At 71.4% G+C, this 15843-nt stretch carries 10 protein-coding genes; 7 read left to right on the top strand and 3 right to left on the bottom strand.

Annotation, left to right across the window (positions count from 1 at the left end):
* The first annotated feature begins 167 nt into the window (after window positions 1–167).
* Both OG456_RS21930 and OG456_RS21935 read left to right on the top strand, forming a co-directional pair.
* Window positions 168–683: a hypothetical protein gene (locus tag OG456_RS21930; RefSeq protein WP_266563551.1), complete on the top strand. Its 516-nt coding sequence runs from the start codon at window positions 168–170 to the stop codon at window positions 681–683.
* A gap of 46 nt (window positions 684–729) precedes the next feature.
* Window positions 730–1404: an HAD family hydrolase gene (locus tag OG456_RS21935; protein ID WP_266563553.1), complete on the top strand. Its 675-nt coding sequence runs from the start codon at window positions 730–732 to the stop codon at window positions 1402–1404.
* A 361-nt stretch (window positions 1405–1765) separates the two neighbouring features.
* Here OG456_RS21935 and OG456_RS21940 read toward each other — a convergent pair whose 3' ends face one another.
* The gene (locus OG456_RS21940; RefSeq protein WP_116512662.1) at window positions 1766–2332 is read right to left on the bottom strand and encodes a DJ-1/PfpI family protein; all 567 of its coding nucleotides are present in this window, start codon (window positions 2330–2332) and stop codon (window positions 1766–1768) included.
* 479 nt (window positions 2333–2811) lie between these two features.
* Here OG456_RS21940 and OG456_RS21945 point away from each other — a divergent pair, with 479 nt between their 5' ends.
* The 5 genes from OG456_RS21945 to OG456_RS21965 all read left to right on the top strand — a co-directional run bounded on the left by OG456_RS21945 (window position 2812) and on the right by OG456_RS21965 (window position 11868).
* The gene (locus OG456_RS21945) at window positions 2812–7740 is read left to right on the top strand and encodes an NAD-glutamate dehydrogenase (RefSeq protein WP_266563557.1); all 4929 of its coding nucleotides are present in this window, start codon (window positions 2812–2814) and stop codon (window positions 7738–7740) included.
* 268 nt (window positions 7741–8008) lie between these two features.
* Entirely contained in the window at window positions 8009–9112 is a 1104-nt protein-coding gene (locus OG456_RS21950) for an NDP-sugar synthase (protein WP_266563559.1), read from the top strand.
* A gap of 86 nt (window positions 9113–9198) precedes the next feature.
* Window positions 9199–9903, top strand: a complete 705-nt coding sequence (locus tag OG456_RS21955) for a polyprenol monophosphomannose synthase (RefSeq protein ID WP_266569376.1) — start codon at window positions 9199–9201, stop codon at window positions 9901–9903.
* On the top strand, window positions 9900–10370 hold the full coding sequence (locus OG456_RS21960; RefSeq protein WP_266563561.1) for a GtrA family protein: 471 nt from the start codon (window positions 9900–9902) through the stop codon (window positions 10368–10370). Before OG456_RS21955 ends, OG456_RS21960 begins: the two co-directional genes overlap by 4 nt.
* Entirely contained in the window at window positions 10354–11868 is a 1515-nt protein-coding gene (locus OG456_RS21965; protein WP_266563563.1) for a hypothetical protein, read from the top strand. The genes OG456_RS21960 and OG456_RS21965 overlap by 17 nt, the downstream gene beginning before the upstream one ends.
* On the opposite strand, the gene OG456_RS21970 is transcribed toward OG456_RS21965, so the two are convergent.
* Window positions 11865–13556, bottom strand: coding sequence for a glycosyltransferase family 2 protein (locus tag OG456_RS21970; protein ID WP_266563565.1), 1692 nt, complete (start codon window positions 13554–13556; stop codon window positions 11865–11867). The two genes, OG456_RS21965 and OG456_RS21970, sit on opposite strands and share 4 nt — an antisense overlap.
* Window positions 13553–15763, bottom strand: coding sequence for a CDP-glycerol:glycerophosphate glycerophosphotransferase (locus OG456_RS21975; protein WP_266563567.1), 2211 nt, complete (start codon window positions 15761–15763; stop codon window positions 13553–13555). Before OG456_RS21975 ends, OG456_RS21970 begins: the two co-directional genes overlap by 4 nt.
* Between the last annotated feature and the right edge of the window lie 80 nt (window positions 15764–15843).

Raw genomic sequence — 15843 nt, forward strand, 5'->3', positions numbered from 1 at the left:
GATCACCTATCCGAGTGGTCGGACAGCGGACGAGGCGTGCGGGGACCGGGCTCGGGAGGGTCACGGAGGGGTCCGGTGTGGACGTGCGGACGGGTGGTGACCGGCACCCCGAAGGGGGACTCCCGCACGTATCCTGAAGGCCCTCTCGTCGACGAAAGTGGCCCGCCATGCGCGTGTACGTCCCCCTGTCCCTGCCCCGTCTCGCCGAGGCGCACAAGGCGGGCGAACTGGGACCCGGACCGCTCACCGCGTACGCCGTGACGCCCGCGCTGCGCGAGTGGTACGTCTCCGACGACATCGAGGAGCTGGAGTACGCGGCCCTCAACCGCGCGGCGGTGGCGTCATTGCGGCTGATCGCCGGGGAGCCGGACGCGCCCCGTAAGCGGGTCGTGGTCGCGCTCGACGTGCCGGACGGCGCCGCGGTGGCAGACCCGGACCGCGGGCTCGACCCGGGAGCGCTCGGCGAGGTGCGGATCGCGAACGCGGTCCCCCTGGCCAAGGCCGCGGCGGTGCACGTGGACTCCGCCGACGCCGAGAAGGACGTGACGGCGGCGGCCGCCGCGCTCGGGGCGGCGGACCAGGGCGACGACGACGCGCAGTTCGTCGTCGACGGCGCCGAGGACCACGAGCTCCTCTGGTTCGCCACGCAGGAGATCCCGAACCTGCTCGGCCTGGGCGACTGACCTGCGCGAACGTACGATTGTCGGTCCCTGCGGGTAGGTTCTCGGCATGGGGAAGCACGCAGCCGGAGCACACATCGTCTGGGACTGGAACGGGACACTGTTCCACGACAACGACGCGGTCATCAGCGCGACCAACGCCGCCTTCGGGGAGATCGGACTCGAGCCGATCACCCTGGAGCGGTACAGGGAGCTGTACTGCGTGCCGATACCCCGCTTCTACCAGCGGCTGATGGGCCGGCTGCCCACCGAGGCCGAGTGGGAGCGCATGGACACCGCCTTCCAGCGGCACTACACGCTCCACCGCACGGCCTGCGGGCTCGCCGAGGGCGCGGAGCTCCTGCTCGCCGACTGGCGCTCCGCGGGCGGCAGCCAGTCGATCCTCAGCATGTACGGCCATGACGAACTCGTCCCGCTGGTACGGGAGTTCGGGATCGAGTCGCACTTCCTGCGGGTCGACGGGCGCACCGGCCCCTCCGGTGGCAGCAAGGCCGAGCACATGGTCCGTCATCTCGGTGCGCTGGCAATTTCGGGGGTGGCGCCGGGGCGCACGGTGGTCATCGGGGACGCGGCCGACGACGCGGTGGCCGCGCTGCACGCGGGCGCCGGAGCCGTGCTCTACACCGGCGGATCGCACAGCAGGGCCAGCCTCGAAGGAGTGGGGGCGCCGGTCGTGGACACTCTCGCGGAGGCGGTGGGGGTGGCGCAGCGCCTGGCGGAGTGAGCGAACGCGCTCACGCTCCTCGGTCGGCTGCGTGCGCTGTGGTGGTCGTCGACGGGCGGGAACGCACGGATTCGGCAAGGCGGCACCGAGCCGATCCCGGTGACGCTCGCCGCCGTTCTCGAACCGCACGGCGGACGCGCACGTGGAGCACATCCCGGCCAAGTTGGGCGTCGCGTTCGCACGACAGGCCGGGGCGTGCCGTTCCGCGGGTGGTCCGCGCGACAGGGCGCCGGGTGCCGATCCGGTCAGCTCCGCGGGCTGTCGTGGCAGCGGAGCTCCGTCGTGTCGCCCAGGAGCGCCGTGCGTGGCGGCCGCCCCGTCGGCAGGACAGCCGCCCGTCACCTCTCAGGTGCTCCGGTACTCAGGTCACCGGCGCCTTGGCGCGCAGCACCGTGAGGAACTCCCGCATCCACCCCGAGTGGTCCGGCCAGGCGCGGGACGACACCAGCGTCCCGTCGACCACCACTTCCGCGTCGCGGAAAGCCGCGCCGGCCGCCTGCATGTCGGGCTCCAGCGCCGGATAAGCCGTGACGTTGCGCCCGCGCAGCCCGTCGACCGCCGCCGTGAGCAGCGGACCGTGGCAGATCTGGGCCACGGGCTTGTCGGCGTCGAAAAAAGACTTCAGAATCTTGCGCAGCTCCGGGTCGTTGCGCAAATACTCGGGGGCGCGGCCGCCCGGGATCACCACAGCGACGTACTGTTCGGGCTCGACCTCGGCGAACGCGAGATCGGCGGGCCAGGTGTAGCCGGGCTTCTCCGTGTACGTGTCGAACCCCGGCTCGAAGTCGTGGACGACGAACTGCAGCTTCTTGCGCTCCGGGGCGGCGATGTGGACGTCGTAGCCCTCCTCGCGCAGGCGCTGGTAGGGGTACAGGACTTCCAGTGACTCGGCGGCGTCGCCGGTCACCAGGAGGATCTTGGGTGCCATGGCTGTGCGCTCCCCTCGGAGCCTTCGGGCCGGGGTGTCTTCCCCTCAACGTGGACCCGGCAGGACCGTTAGGCAACCCCCCGTGGCATCCATCCGCGTCGCTGTCCCTGTGCAGAGTGTCAAAGTTCGACCGCTGTATTTGTACACATACGGCTCATGACGACTTCCGGGGGAGGGGCGATAGCCTTGACCCGTGATCAGCGCGATATCTCGCGGGGGCATCGTCGCCCCCTGCCCGCGCCGGGAGCACACGGAGATCTACATCCGTGCCCGGTGCTCCGCTGACCATTCCCTTCGGGACGGAACATGGATGCCGTCCCGGCTCCGGGCAGGAAATACGCCAAAAATGGCGGATAAACGCCCGCTCATCTCTCATCCCGGCATACCGTCGACATCGACCGGAGACCCCGCGTCGTGGCGTTGTGCCGCATCAATTTCTTCAACGTCACGCAACGGCGCGCGACAGGAGCCAGAGGACAATGCAGACCAAGCTGGACGAAGCCAAGGCCGAGCTGCTCGCACGGGCCGCCCGGGTAGCTGAGAACAGCCCGGCAGGGGGGCATCTCCCGGCCGGGACGAATGGCGAGGGGGCTCCGGACCAGGAGTCCGTGCTCGCGTTCCTCCAGCGCTACTACCTGCACACCGCCCCCGAGGACCTGGCCGACCGTGACCCGGTCGACGCCTTCGGTGCAGCCGTCTCCCACTACCGGCTCGCGGAGGTCCGCCCGCAGGGCACCGCGAACGTCAAGGTCCACACGCCGACGGTCGAGGAGAACGGCTGGACCTGCAGCCACTCCGTCGTCGAGGTCGTCACCGACGACATGCCGTTCCTGGTCGACTCGGTCACCAACGAGCTGTCCCGCCAGGGCCGCGGCATCCACGTCGTGATCCACCCGCAGGTCACCGTGCGCCGTGACCTGACCGGCAAGCTCCTGGAGGTCCTGCCCGCGGGCAGCGCCGCCGACAGCCACGACACGCTCACCGAGTCGTGGATCCACGTGGAGATCGACCGCGAGACCGACCGCGCCGATCTGAAGCAGATCACCTCCGACCTGCTGCGTGTCCTGTCCGACGTCCGCGAGGCCGTCGAGGACTGGGAGAAGATGCGGGACTCGGCGCTGCGTATCGCCGACGACCTGCCCAGCGAGCCCACCGCCGACGACCTGCGTGCCCAGGACGTCGAGGAGGCCCGCGAGCTGCTGCGCTGGCTGTCCGCCGACCACTTCACGTTCCTCGGCTACCGTGAGTACGAGCTGCGCGAGGACGACTCGCTGTCCGCCGTGCCCGGCACCGGCCTCGGCATCCTGCGCTCCGACCCGCAGCACGGCAGCGACGACCACCACCCGGTGAGCCCGTCCTTCAGCCGGCTGCCCGCCGACGCGCGCGCCAAGGCCCGCGAGCACAAGATCCTCGTGCTGACCAAGGCCAACAGCCGCGCCACCGTGCACCGCCCCTCGTACCTCGACTACGTCGGCGTGAAGAAGTTCGACGCCGAGGGCAACGTCATCGGCGAGCGCCGCTTCCTCGGCCTCTTCTCGAGCGCCGCGTACACGGAGAGCGTCCGGCGCGTCCCGGTCGTGCGCCGCAAGGTCCAGGAAGTGCTGCGGGGCGCCGGGTTCTCGCCCAACAGCCACGACGGCCGCGACCTGCTCCAGATCCTGGAGACGTACCCGCGCGACGAGCTGTTCCAGACCCCGGCCGACGAGCTGCGCGCCATCGTCACCAGCGTCCTCTACCTCCAGGAGCGCCGCCGGCTGCGGCTCTACCTGCGCCAGGACGAGTACGGCCGCTACTACTCGGCCCTCGTCTACCTGCCGCGCGACCGCTACACCACCGGTGTCCGGCTGCGGATCATCGACATCCTCAAGGAAGAGCTCAACGGCACCAGCGTCGACTTCACGGCCTGGAACACCGAGTCGATCCTGTCCCGGCTGCACTTCGTCATCCGCGTCGAGCCGGGCACCGAGCTGCCCGCGCTGACCGAGGCCGACACCGAGCGCATCGAGGCGCGGCTCGTCGACGCCGCCCGCTCGTGGGCCGACGGCTTCGGCGAGGCGCTGAACGCGGAGTGCGGCGAGGAGCGCGCGGCCGAGCTGGGCCGCCGCTACTCCGGCGCCTTCCCCGAGGGCTACAAGGCCGACCACTCGCCGCGCGCGGCGGTCGCCGACCTCGTCCACCTGGAGGCCCTCAAGCGCGGCGAGAAGGACTTCGCGCTCTCGCTGTACGAGCCCGTGGGCGCCGCCCCCGGCGAGCGCCGCCTCAAGATCTACCGCACCGGCGCCCCGGTCTCCCTCTCGTCCGTCCTGCCGGTCCTCAACCAGCTCGGCGTCGAGGTCATCGACGAGCGCCCGTACGAGCTGCGCTGCTCGGACCGGACCACCGCGTGGATCTACGACTTCGGTCTGCGCATGCCCCAGTCCAACGGCAACGGCGACTACCTCGGTGACGACGGCCGCGAGCGTTTCCAGGAGGCCTTCACGGCGACCTGGACCGGTGCCGCCGAGAACGACGGCTTCAACTCCCTCGTCCTGAGCGCAGGTCTGAACTGGCGGCAGGCGATGGTGCTGCGCGCGTACGCCAAGTACCTGCGCCAGGCCGGGGCGACGTTCAGCCAGGACTACATGGAGGACACCCTCCGTAACAACGTCCACACCACCCGCCTCCTGGTGAGCCTCTTCGAGGCGCGCATGTCGCCGGAGCGCCAGCGGGCCGGGACCGAGCTGATCGACGGGCTCCTGGAGGAGCTCGACGGGGCGCTCGACCAGGTGGCGAGCCTGGACGAGGACCGGATCCTGCGGTCCTTCCTGACCGTCATCAAGGCGACGCTGCGGACGAACTTCTTCCAGAAGGCCGACGACGGCAAGCCGCACGCGTACGTCTCCATGAAGTTCGACCCGCAGGCCATCCCCGACCTGCCCGCGCCGCGCCCCGCCTTCGAGATCTGGGTGTACTCGCCGCGTGTCGAGGGTGTGCACCTGCGCTTCGGCAAGGTCGCGCGCGGCGGTCTGCGCTGGTCCGACCGGCGTGAGGACTTCCGTACCGAGGTCCTCGGCCTGGTCAAGGCGCAGATGGTGAAGAACACCGTCATCGTGCCGGTCGGCGCCAAGGGCGGCTTCGTCGCGAAGAACCTGCCGGACCCGAGCGTCGACCGTGACGCCTGGCTGGCCGAGGGTGTCGCGTCGTACAAGACCTTCATCTCGGCGCTGCTCGACATCACCGACAACCTGGTGGCCGGCGAGGTCGTGCCCCCGGCGGACGTCGTGCGCCACGACGAGGACGACACGTACCTCGTGGTCGCGGCCGACAAGGGCACGGCGACGTTCTCCGACATCGCCAACGCGGTCGCCGAGTCGTACAACTTCTGGCTCGGTGACGCCTTCGCCTCCGGCGGCTCGGCGGGCTACGACCACAAGGGCATGGGCATCACCGCCCGCGGCGCCTGGGAGTCCGTGAAGCGGCACTTCCGCGAGCTGGGCACCGACACGCAGACCGAGGACTTCACGGTCGTCGGCGTCGGCGACATGTCCGGTGACGTGTTCGGCAACGGCATGCTGCTCTCCGAGCACATCCGCCTGGTCGCCGCGTTCGACCACCGGCACATCTTCATCGACCCGCGGCCCGACGCGGCCACCTCGTACGCCGAGCGCCGGCGCCTGTTCGACCTGCCGCGCTCCTCGTGGGCCGACTACAACAAGGAGCTGATCTCCGCGGGCGGCGGCATCTTCCCGCGCTCCGCCAAGGCGATCCAGCTCAACGCGCACATCCGCGAGGCACTCGGCATCGAGTCGGGCGCCGCGAAGATGACGCCGGCCGACCTGATGAAGACGATCCTGCACGCGCCGGTCGACCTGCTGTGGAACGGCGGCATCGGCACGTACGTGAAGTCGTCCGCCGAGTCGAACGCGGACGTCGGCGACAAGGCCAACGACGCGATCCGCGTGGACGGCAAGGACGTGCGCGCCAAGGTGATCGGCGAGGGCGGCAACCTCGGCGCGACCCAGCTGGGCCGTATCGAGTTCGCGCGCAAGGGCGGCAAGGTCAACACCGACGCCATCGACAACAGCGCGGGCGTGGACACCTCCGACCACGAGGTGAACATCAAGATCCTGCTCAACGCGCTCGTCACCGACGGCGACATGACCGTCAAGCAGCGCAACAAGCTGCTCGCCGAGATGACCGACGAGGTCGGCGCCCTGGTGCTGCGCAACAACTACGCGCAGAACACGGCCCTCGCCAACGCGGTCGCCCAGGCGCCCGACCTGCTCCACGCCCACCAGCGCTTCATGCGCCGCCTGGTCCGCGAGGGGAACCTCGACCGGGCCCTGGAGTTCCTGCCGGCCGACCGGCAGATCAAGGAACTGCTGAACTCCGGGCGCGGTCTGAGCCAGCCCGAACTGGCCGTCCTCCTCGCGTACACGAAGATCACGGCCGCGCACGAGCTGATCCAGACGTCGCTGCCGGACGACCCGTACTTGCGCAGGCTCCTGCACGCCTACTTCCCGCAGGCGCTGCGCGAGCGGTACTCCGACGCGGTCGACGGGCACGCGCTGCGCCGCGAGATCATCACCACGGTGCTGGTCAACGACACGGTGAACACGGGCGGTTCGACGTTCCTGCACCGGCTGCGCGAGGAGACCGGGGCGTCCCTGGAGGAGATCGTGCGGGCGCAGCTCGCCGCACGCGAGATCTTCGGCCTCGGCGAGGTCTGGGACGCGGTCGAAGCGCTCGACAATGTCGTCGCCGCGGATGTCCAGACCCGGATCAGGCTGCACTCGCGCCGCCTGGTCGAGCGCGGCACGCGCTGGCTGCTCAACAACCGGCCGCAGCCGCTCCAGCTCGCCGAGACGATCGACTTCTTCCGTGAGGGCGTCGCCCAGGTCTGGTCGGCCATGCCGAAGATGCTGCGCGGCGCGGACGCCGAGTGGTACCAGTCGATCCTGGACGAGCTGACCGCCGCGGGCGTGCCGGAGGAGCTGGCCCAGCGGGTCGCCGGGTTCTCCTCGGCCTTCCCGACGCTCGACATCGTGGCGATCGCCGACCGCACCGGCAAGGACCCCCTGGCCGTCGCCGAGGTGTACTACGACCTCGCGGACCGGCTGTCCATCGCGCAGCTGATGGACCGGATCATCGAGCTGCCGCGGTCCGACCGCTGGCAGTCGATGGCCCGCGCCTCGATCCGCGAGGACCTGTACTCGGCGCACGCCGCCCTCACGGCCGATGTGCTGACCGTCGGGAACGGCGTGTCGACTCCGGAGCAGCGCTTCGACGCGTGGCAGGAGAAGAACGCGCCGATCCTGGGCCGCGCGCGGACGACCCTGGAGGAGATCCAGAGCTCGGACGCCTTCGACCTGGCGAACCTGTCGGTCGCGATGCGCACGATGAGGACGCTGCTGCGCACCCACTCGTAGGGTCCGCATCAGCGAACGGGGGCGCCCCGCACCGGAACTCCGGTGCGGGGCGCCCCCATTTCACCGCCCGGACTCTTTCCGTTCTCTTCCCTTTCTCCGGCAGGCCTCTTGACCGGGTCTGAACTGATGGACCGCGCGCCCGATCGGTTGCTCCTGACGGCGCGTCGACCCCAAGGGGTTCGCCATAAGCCATTGAATCGGGCATAGCGTCTAAAGTGGACCCGATTGTCAGATCGGCAGCACCGAGCGGAGAGGTCGGGAAGGGTCCATGACGGAAGCGATTCTGCTGGTCGGCGGGCTGGGCACCCGGCTGCGGCCGCTCACGGTCAACACGCCCAAGCCCATAGTGCCGGCGGCCGGGGTCCCCTTCCTGGCCCACCAGATCGCGCGGCTCGCCGCCGCGGGCGTCGACCACATCGTCCTCGCCACCTGCTATCTCGCCGAAGTCTTCGAGCCGTACTTCGGCGACGGATCGGCGCACGGCGTCCACCTCGAATACGCCGCCGAGTACGAGCCGCTGGGGACCGGCGGAGCGATCCGGCACGCGGCCCGCCGCCTGATCTGCGCACCCGAGGACCCCGTCCTCGTCTGCAACGGCGACATCCTCACCGGCCTCGACACCCGCGCCCTCATCGACCGGCACCGCGAACGCGAAGCCGACGTCACCCTCCACCTCTCCCGCGTCGAAGACCCCAGCGCCTTCGGGCTCGTCTCCACCGACGCCGACGGCTGCGTACTCGCCTTCACCGAGAAGCCGCAGACGCCCGAGGAGATCGTCACGGACCAGATCAACGCGGGCTCCTACGTGTTCCGCAGGTCCGTCATCGACAGCATCCCGGCCGGCCGGCCCGTCTCCGTCGAGCGCGAGACGTTCCCCGGCCTGCTCGCCGCGGGCGCCTATCTGCACGGCATGGTCGAGGACTCCTACTGGCTCGACCTCGGCCGGCCCGAAACCTTCGTGCAGGCCTCCGCCGACCTCGTGCGCGGGGTCGTCCACTCACCCGCCGTGCCCGGAGTGCGCGGCGAGTCCCTCGTACTGCCCGGCGCCAAGGTCGCCTCCGACGCCTGGCTCGCCGACGGGACCGTCGTCGGGGCGGGCGCCCGGGTAGGTTCAGGGGCCGTCGTCCACGGTTCCGTGCTGCACGACGGCGCGACCGTGGGCGCCGGTGCCTATGTAAGGAACAGCCTGGTCGGCGCTGGTGCGCGGATCGGGCGGCGCTCCGTCCTGCACGGCAGCGTCATCGGTGACGGCGCCCGCGTCGGCGCCCACAACGATCTGCGGAACGGAACCCGGGTGTGGTGCGAGGCGGTACTGCCCGACCGGGCCGTCCGCTTCTCCTCCCTCGCCGGAGAAGGGCTGACCGAACAGTGAACAAGAACTCTCCCGACATCTCGGCCACACCGGCCGCCGCGAAACCGCTGCCCGACGACTGGGCCCGCACCCCCCTCACCGTCGTCATGCCGACGTACAACGAGGCGGGCAACCTGCCCGGCATGGCCGACGCCCTCATGGCGCTCCCGCTCCCGGGCCTGCGCCTTCTCGTCGTCGACGACTCCAGCCCCGACGGCACCGGCGACATCGCCGAGCGGCACGCCGAACGGCACGGGCGCGACCGGATGAGCGTCCTGCACCGAGCCGGGAAGGAGGGCCTCGGCCGGGCCTACGCGGACGGCATGGCACGGGCCGTCGCCGACGGGGCGCGCTACGTCCTCCAGATGGACGCCGACGGCAGCCACCCCGTCGACAAGGTCCCCGCGCTCCTCGGCACCGCCCTCTCCACCGGCGCCGCCGTCACCATCGGCAGCCGCTACGTCCAGGGCGGCACGCTCTCCGACGCGTGGGGCGCGCACCGCAGGCTCCTGTCCCGCTGGGCCAACGCCTACGCGGGCACCATCCTCGGCACCCGCGTCCGCGACATCACCGGCGGCTTCAACCTGTGGCGCGAGGACGCCCTGCGCGCCATCGACCTGGCGTCCGTGGACAGCGCGGGCTACAGCTTCCAGGTCGAGATGAAGTACCGCGCCGTGCGCCGCGGCTTCGGCGTCATGGAGGTCCCCATCCACTTCGAGGACCGCACGATCGGCGAGTCCAAGATGAACCTGATGGTGCAGCTCGAATCGGTCACCATGCCGTGGAAGCTGCGGGCGAGGGCGCGCCGATGACGGTCCCGACCGCGGTGCGCGAGGCGCCGCCCGTTGCCGCACCCGTCCTGGTTCGCGTGCGCCGCCTGTCCATGGAGGTCGCCAAGTTCGGCGTCGTCGGCGGGAGCGGAGTCGCCGTCAACTTCCTCGTCTTCAACCTCCTGCTGCACGGCATCGGCCGGGCACCGATGACGGCGACGGTCCTGGCCAGCTGCGTCGCCATGGGCACCAACTACCTGGGCTTCCGCTTCTTCGCCTACCGGGACCGCGCCTCCCGCACCCGCCGCCAGATCGCGCTGTTCTTCGGCTTCAGCGCGCTCGGCGTCCTCATGGAGAGCGTCCTGTTCTACGCCGGATACCAGGGCGCCTCGATGACCGGACCGCTCGCGTCGAACGTCGCCAAGGCGCTGTCCATCGTCCTGGCCTCGGCGTTCCGCTTCCTCGTCTACCGGACGTGGGTCTTCCAGCACGATGCGCGCCGCGAGTAACGCGGCCCTCAGGGCCGCCGCCCCGCTGGTCCTCCTGCTGCTCCTCGCCCTGCTCGTGGCAGTCGCCGTTCGGCTCCCATGGGCGGGCGACCTGGGCATCCACGCGGCCACCGTCGAGCGCCTGCGCCACGATCTCCTCGACCCGGGCAACCCGCTGGTCGACGAGAAGACGCCGAGCCCGTACTACTCGCCGTGGACGGTGTTCCTCGGCGCCCTCGCCGACCTCACCGGCCTCGGCACCTTCACCGTCCTGCGCATCGCCGCACTGATCTCGCTGACGCTGCTCGTGACCGGCGTATGGCGGTTCACCGGCACCTTCACCGACGCGTCCATGGGCCGCACCCGGCGCACGGCGGTCAGCGTGCTCGTCCTCCTGTGCCTGCTCCTCCTGTGGGGCACGAGCCTGTTCAACTGGAGCGGGTTCCTCGGCCTCAACTCCCTTGCCCTGACCGTCTCCTACCCCAGCACGTTCGCGCTCGGCGTGTCCTTCCACTTCTGGGCGCTGCTGCGCGGGGCGCTCGCGCGCGGCTCGGGCCTGCCCGTGTTCCTCGGCCTCGGCCTGCTCTGGTCCGTGATCCTGCTGAGCCATCAGTTCTCGGGCGTCGTCGCGTCGTTCGGCGCGCTGGCGATGGTGGCCGGGGCGCGGCCCTGGCCGGTACGCGCGGTGTGGACACGGCTCGCGGCCGGGCTCGCCGTCGGTGCGGTCGTGCTCGCCGCGTGGCCGTACTACTCGTTCTTCTCGCTGTTCCACGCGCAGGGCCTGGAGGAGATCCACCGGGCCCTGTACGGGAACCTGCTCGGCCGGTACTGGCTCCTGCTGCCCGGCGTGTTCGCCCTCGCCCTGCGCCTGCGCAGGGACCGCCGTGATCCGCTGGTGGTCTTCTTCGCGCTCGGGGCGCTGATGTTCGTGGCAGGCGGGGTGAGCGGCCACTACTCGTGGGGCCGGGTCCTGCCGGCCGCCGTGATCCCCGCGCAGGCCGCGGCGGGCCTAGAGGTGTTCGGGGCGGGGCGCAGGGCGGTGCGTACGGCGTTCGCCGCGGTGCTCGGCGCGGCGCTCCTCGTGGGCGCGTGGACCCAGTCGGGCACCCTCGGCTACGTCCTGCCGCGCGACGCCCTGCCCCCGCCGGTCGCCGACCGCTACAACCCGCCGTGGCGCGGCTACCAGTGGGTGACGCCCTGGGCGAAGTACGGGGACGTGGTCCTCGCCACGATGTTCCCGGCGCGGCAGATCCCCGCGTACGGGGCCTACACCGTCGCCCCCGGCTACCCGGACTTTTTCCTGCCCGACGAGACGGCCCGCACCCGCGCCGTGGACTCCTACTTCGCGCCCGGCGCCACGCGTGCCGAACGCCTCGACGTCCTGCGCCGCTACGAGGTGCGGTGGATCGTGAGCCACCGCGGCGACGCCGGCCTCGCCGCGACCGACCCGGCACTGCACAAGGTCACGACGGGCCCGGGAGGTCAGACCCTCTACGAGGTCGTCGGCGACCCGGGCTAACGCAGCGCGCTCTTCACCAGGCGTACCGCGTTCCGTACCCGCCCGTCCGACACCGTGGCCAGCCTGTGCGCCACCGGGTGCGTCACCCGGGCCGTGAGCCCCGCGGGGTGCCAGCGGATCTGGAGGCGCCCCGCGCCCCGCCCCTCCGGCTCCAGCGTCACCTGGTGCGGGGCCGCCCCGGAGCGGTAGCCGACGCGGGCGGTGAACGTGGGGAAGTCCAGCGGCGCCAGCAGGACCGCCGTGTTGCGCAGGCTTCGTTCCTGGAGCTGGAGCATCGGATGCCGTACGCCGTCGAAGCCGTGCACCGGGAGGGGGGCCGCCGCCAGATCGACCCGTACCCGCCCCTCGAAGACGCCCGGCCGCACCGGGTCGAGCCGCAGCGGTGTCGTCATACGGCGACGCCCCGGCGACACGACCAGCGAGGCGACGTGCGGCCCGACAGCGAGGCGCAGACCTGGGTCGTACGTGCGCACCGACAGGTCGACGGTGGCACCGGGGCCGCGCTCGATGGCCGTGATCTCGTGGCGGAACTGGGCGCCGGGGAACGGGCGCGCGTACAACTCCTGGTCGGACAGATCGAGTTCCGTACGCGCAGTGTCCGACTCCGGGACCACCGACCCCCAGTACACGGCGCCGGACGCGTCCGTGGCCGTCTCGCGCGGGGCCACCGCGTGACCGAGCCCGCGCGCGGCGAGCCGGGCATCGGCGAGGCGCCCGTCGCGCACCAGTTGCAGGACGACCCGCTCCGGGCGCGGCAGCCGGGCGTACGCGCCAGGGGACAGCGTCGCCAGATACGGGTTCACGATCTCGGCGAACCCGGCCAGCCACGCGTCGTCCCGGAAGGGCAGGTCGCCCGCGTACATCCGGAAGTCGTGCTTGAGGAACTTGTAGTCCTTGTCCTCGCGCACCCCCGCGTGGCCGCCCGCCGCGAGGAACTCGTCGATGAGCTCCTGCACGTGGACGCGGTCGCGGACGTTGCTCAGCTTGTGCCGCTGGTTGGAGATCGACGCGTCGTCCGCGGCGACGAACGGCGCGATGTACCAGCGGTAGACCGGCTCGGGGATGACGGTGAAGGACTTCGCGAGGCAGTACGCCTGCGCCGAGAACAGCTGGTCCTCGTAGTGGATGCCCTCGGGGAAACGCAGCTCGTGGCGATCGAGGAACTCCCGCTTGTACATCTTGCTCGTCGACAAGTGCTCGAAGAACAGGCCGGGTTCGGCGTCGATCCCGTCGACCGTGCGGCGCTCCGCGACCAGGTGCGGCATCCACGTCGACGTGCGGCCCGTGTCGACGCGTACCCGCTCGACCGCGCCCATCGCGAAGTCGATCTCCCGCTCGCGGTGCGCCGCGAGCAGCAACTCCACTGATTCCCCGGGGAGTTCGTCGTCGCTGTCGAGGAACATCAGATACGGGGCGCGGGCGATGTCGAGCGCGCGGTTGCGGGGCGCGCTGCACCCGCCGCTGTTCTCCGGCAGACGCAGGTAGCGCACCCGCGGGTCCGAGGCGGCGAGGCGGCGCGCCACCTCGGGGGTGGCGTCCGTCGAGTGGTCGTCGCTGATGACGACCTCGATGTTGCCGTGCGTCTGGTCCAGGACCGAGGCGACGGCGCGCGGCAGCCGCCCGGCGTCGTTGTAGACGATGACGGTGACCGTGACGTCGGGGGTGATCGTCCTCGTGGGCGTGGTCATCGGCGGGCTGCCTCCTCGGGGGTGGGCGCGGGGATGCGCTCGTCGACGAGGATCACCGGGGGCAGCGACGCGTCGCTCTCGCCGAGGAAGACCCGGCGCACGACCCGCTCGGCGGCGTGGCCGTCGTCGAACTCGCAGAACCGGCGCCGGAACGCGGCCCGCGCCTTCCCCGACGCCTCGTCGCGCCACGCGCCCGCCGCGAGGACCTCCGTCAGCTCGTCCTGTGTACGGGCGACGGGCCCGGGCGCCTCGGCGATCAGGTCGAAGTAGACCCCGCGGGTCTTCGCGTACATCTCCCAGTCGTCCGCGTAGACCACGATCGGGCGGTCCAGATTGGCGTAGTCGAACATGATCGACGAGTAGTCCGTGACCAGGGCGTCCGCGGCGAGGCAGAGGTCCTCGACCGGGTCGTACGTGGACACGTCGATGACCCGGCCGCTACGGCGCAGCTCCGCGAGCGGTGAGGCCGCCCCGCCGTAGAAGTAGTGGCCGCGCACGAGGAGGACGGTGCCGTCGCCCAGGCGGTCGGCGAGCGTGGCCAGGTCGAGGCGCGGGGTCCAGGAGGCCTCGTAGTCGCGGTGGGTGGGCGCGTACAGGACGGCCCGCCGGCCCGGCGCGATGCCGAGGCGGTCGCGAACAGCCCGGATGTCGGCGGCCGTCGCGCGGTAGAAGACGTCGTTGCGCGGATAGCCGTACTCCAGCGGGACGTAGTGCGCGGGATAGGCGCGCTCCCACATCCGGGTGGAGTGGCTGTTCGACGTGACGCTGTAGTCCCACTTGTCGACGCGGGCCAGGAGCTGGCGGAAGTTGAGGCCCTTGGACGCGGTCGGGTACTCCATCTGGTCGAGGCCCATGCGCTTGAGGGGCGTGCCGTGGTGGGTCATGACGTGGACGGCTTCGGGGCGTTTGACCACGGCGTTGGGGAAGTTGACGTTGTTGACGAGGTACTTGGCGCGGGCCATCACCTCCCAGTAGCGGCGGGAGCCGGGCACGACGTGGTCGGTGCCGGGCGGCAGGAGCGGCGCGTGGGCCGCCGAGACGACCCACACCTGGTGGATGCGCGGGGCGAGTTCGGCGGCCTTCGCGGCGATCGCGGCCGGATTGCAGGCCATCCCCCGGTCCCAGTACGCGGAGAACACCGCCAGGTCCGGGTCCACGGGCCGGCGCAGTTCCCGCCGGTAGCGGTGGTCGCGGACCTTCGCGCCGATCCGCCGCTTGCGCTGCCTGACCGCGGACTTCAGACCGCGCCGCTTGTGGTTGACGCTCTGGAAGGCGCGGTAACGGGCGTACGCGTCCTCTTCGAGCAGCCGGCGCCGGATGCCTTCGAGCCCCGCGGGCCTGCGGTAGCCCTCCGGCCGCCACGCGACGGCCGCGCGGGAGGCCCGGCGGAAGAACTCGCGGCCCACCGGCTCCGGCATCCCGGCGCGGGCCACGATCCGCATGCACTCGGTCGCCATCACGTCGTACAGCACCGCGCGGGGACCGGTCGGCGTGCCGCGGTCGGCCATCAGCCGCTGGAGGTCCTCGTACTCGCCGACGGGCGCGTAGTACTCCTCCGGGGTGAGCGGCGGCAGGCTCGCGGCGCGCAGCCTGCGCTCGTCGAGCACCACCTGCTGCAGAGCGGCGACGCGGCCGGCGAGGACGAGGGCGGCGCGCGCCGCGAAGCGCTCGTCGGTGGCGGCCAGTCGGTCGCGGTGGTCCCGCCAGAACGCGGCGCGCAGGGCGCGGTTGCCGAGCAGCGGCGTGACCCGCAGGAGGTCGGGGCAGTCCGCGAGGGTCAGATCGCGGTCGCCCGCCCTGGCCAGCAGACGGGCGTCGGGGCCCGGGGCGCCGGCGGCGTGCCAGGTCGAGCGGACCTGGTCGGCGAGTACGACATCCACGCGCTCGGCGCCGTCCGGGAGGCCCGCGACCCGGTCCCGCAGGGCCCGCAGCGCGCCGGGGGGCACCCGGTCCTTCGCGTGCACGAACAGCAGCCACTCGCCCGAGGCCCGCTCGCCGCCGGCCGCTCGGGCCTCCTCGTCGGAGATCGCGCGGGGCAGGGCCAGAACGGTGACGCGGCCCGGCACGTCGGCGGTCGGCGCCGGATCGTCCACGGCGGCGACGACAAGCTCCGCCCCCTCGGGCAGCTGGCCGGTCACGCTGTCCAGACAGTCGGCGAGGTGCCCCTGCACGTCCCGGCCGTACACGATGACGCTGAGTTCCTGCACGGTCGCCGTCCCTTCTTCTCCTGGCGCATCATAGTGTCACCAATCGGATAAAAGGGATAAGGGGAGCGGGTCCCGAATCA

Origin of the sequence: Streptomyces sp. NBC_01446 (assembly GCF_026340095.1) — a bacterium.
Classification (GTDB): domain Bacteria; phylum Actinomycetota; class Actinomycetes; order Streptomycetales; family Streptomycetaceae; genus Streptomyces; species Streptomyces aureus.

What these genes read in the sequence shown, in the direction of transcription:
- OG456_RS21930 (WP_266563551.1), top strand. Translation starts at nt 168, where the DNA reads ATGCGCGTGTACGTCCCCCTGTCCCTGCCCCGTCTCGCCGAGGCGCAC.
- OG456_RS21935 (WP_266563553.1), top strand. Translation starts at nt 730, where the DNA reads ATGGGGAAGCACGCAGCCGGAGCACACATCGTCTGGGACTGGAACGGG.
- OG456_RS21940 (WP_116512662.1), bottom strand. Translation starts at nt 2,332, where the DNA reads ATGGCACCCAAGATCCTCCTGGTGACCGGCGACGCCGCCGAGTCACTG.
- OG456_RS21945 (WP_266563557.1), top strand. Translation starts at nt 2,812, where the DNA reads ATGCAGACCAAGCTGGACGAAGCCAAGGCCGAGCTGCTCGCACGGGCC.
- OG456_RS21950 (WP_266563559.1), top strand. Translation starts at nt 8,009, where the DNA reads ATGACGGAAGCGATTCTGCTGGTCGGCGGGCTGGGCACCCGGCTGCGG.
- OG456_RS21955 (WP_266569376.1), top strand. Translation starts at nt 9,199, where the DNA reads ATGCCGACGTACAACGAGGCGGGCAACCTGCCCGGCATGGCCGACGCC.
- OG456_RS21960 (WP_266563561.1), top strand. Translation starts at nt 9,900, where the DNA reads ATGACGGTCCCGACCGCGGTGCGCGAGGCGCCGCCCGTTGCCGCACCC.
- OG456_RS21965 (WP_266563563.1), top strand. Translation starts at nt 10,354, where the DNA reads ATGCGCGCCGCGAGTAACGCGGCCCTCAGGGCCGCCGCCCCGCTGGTC.
- OG456_RS21970 (WP_266563565.1), bottom strand. Translation starts at nt 13,556, where the DNA reads ATGACCACGCCCACGAGGACGATCACCCCCGACGTCACGGTCACCGTC.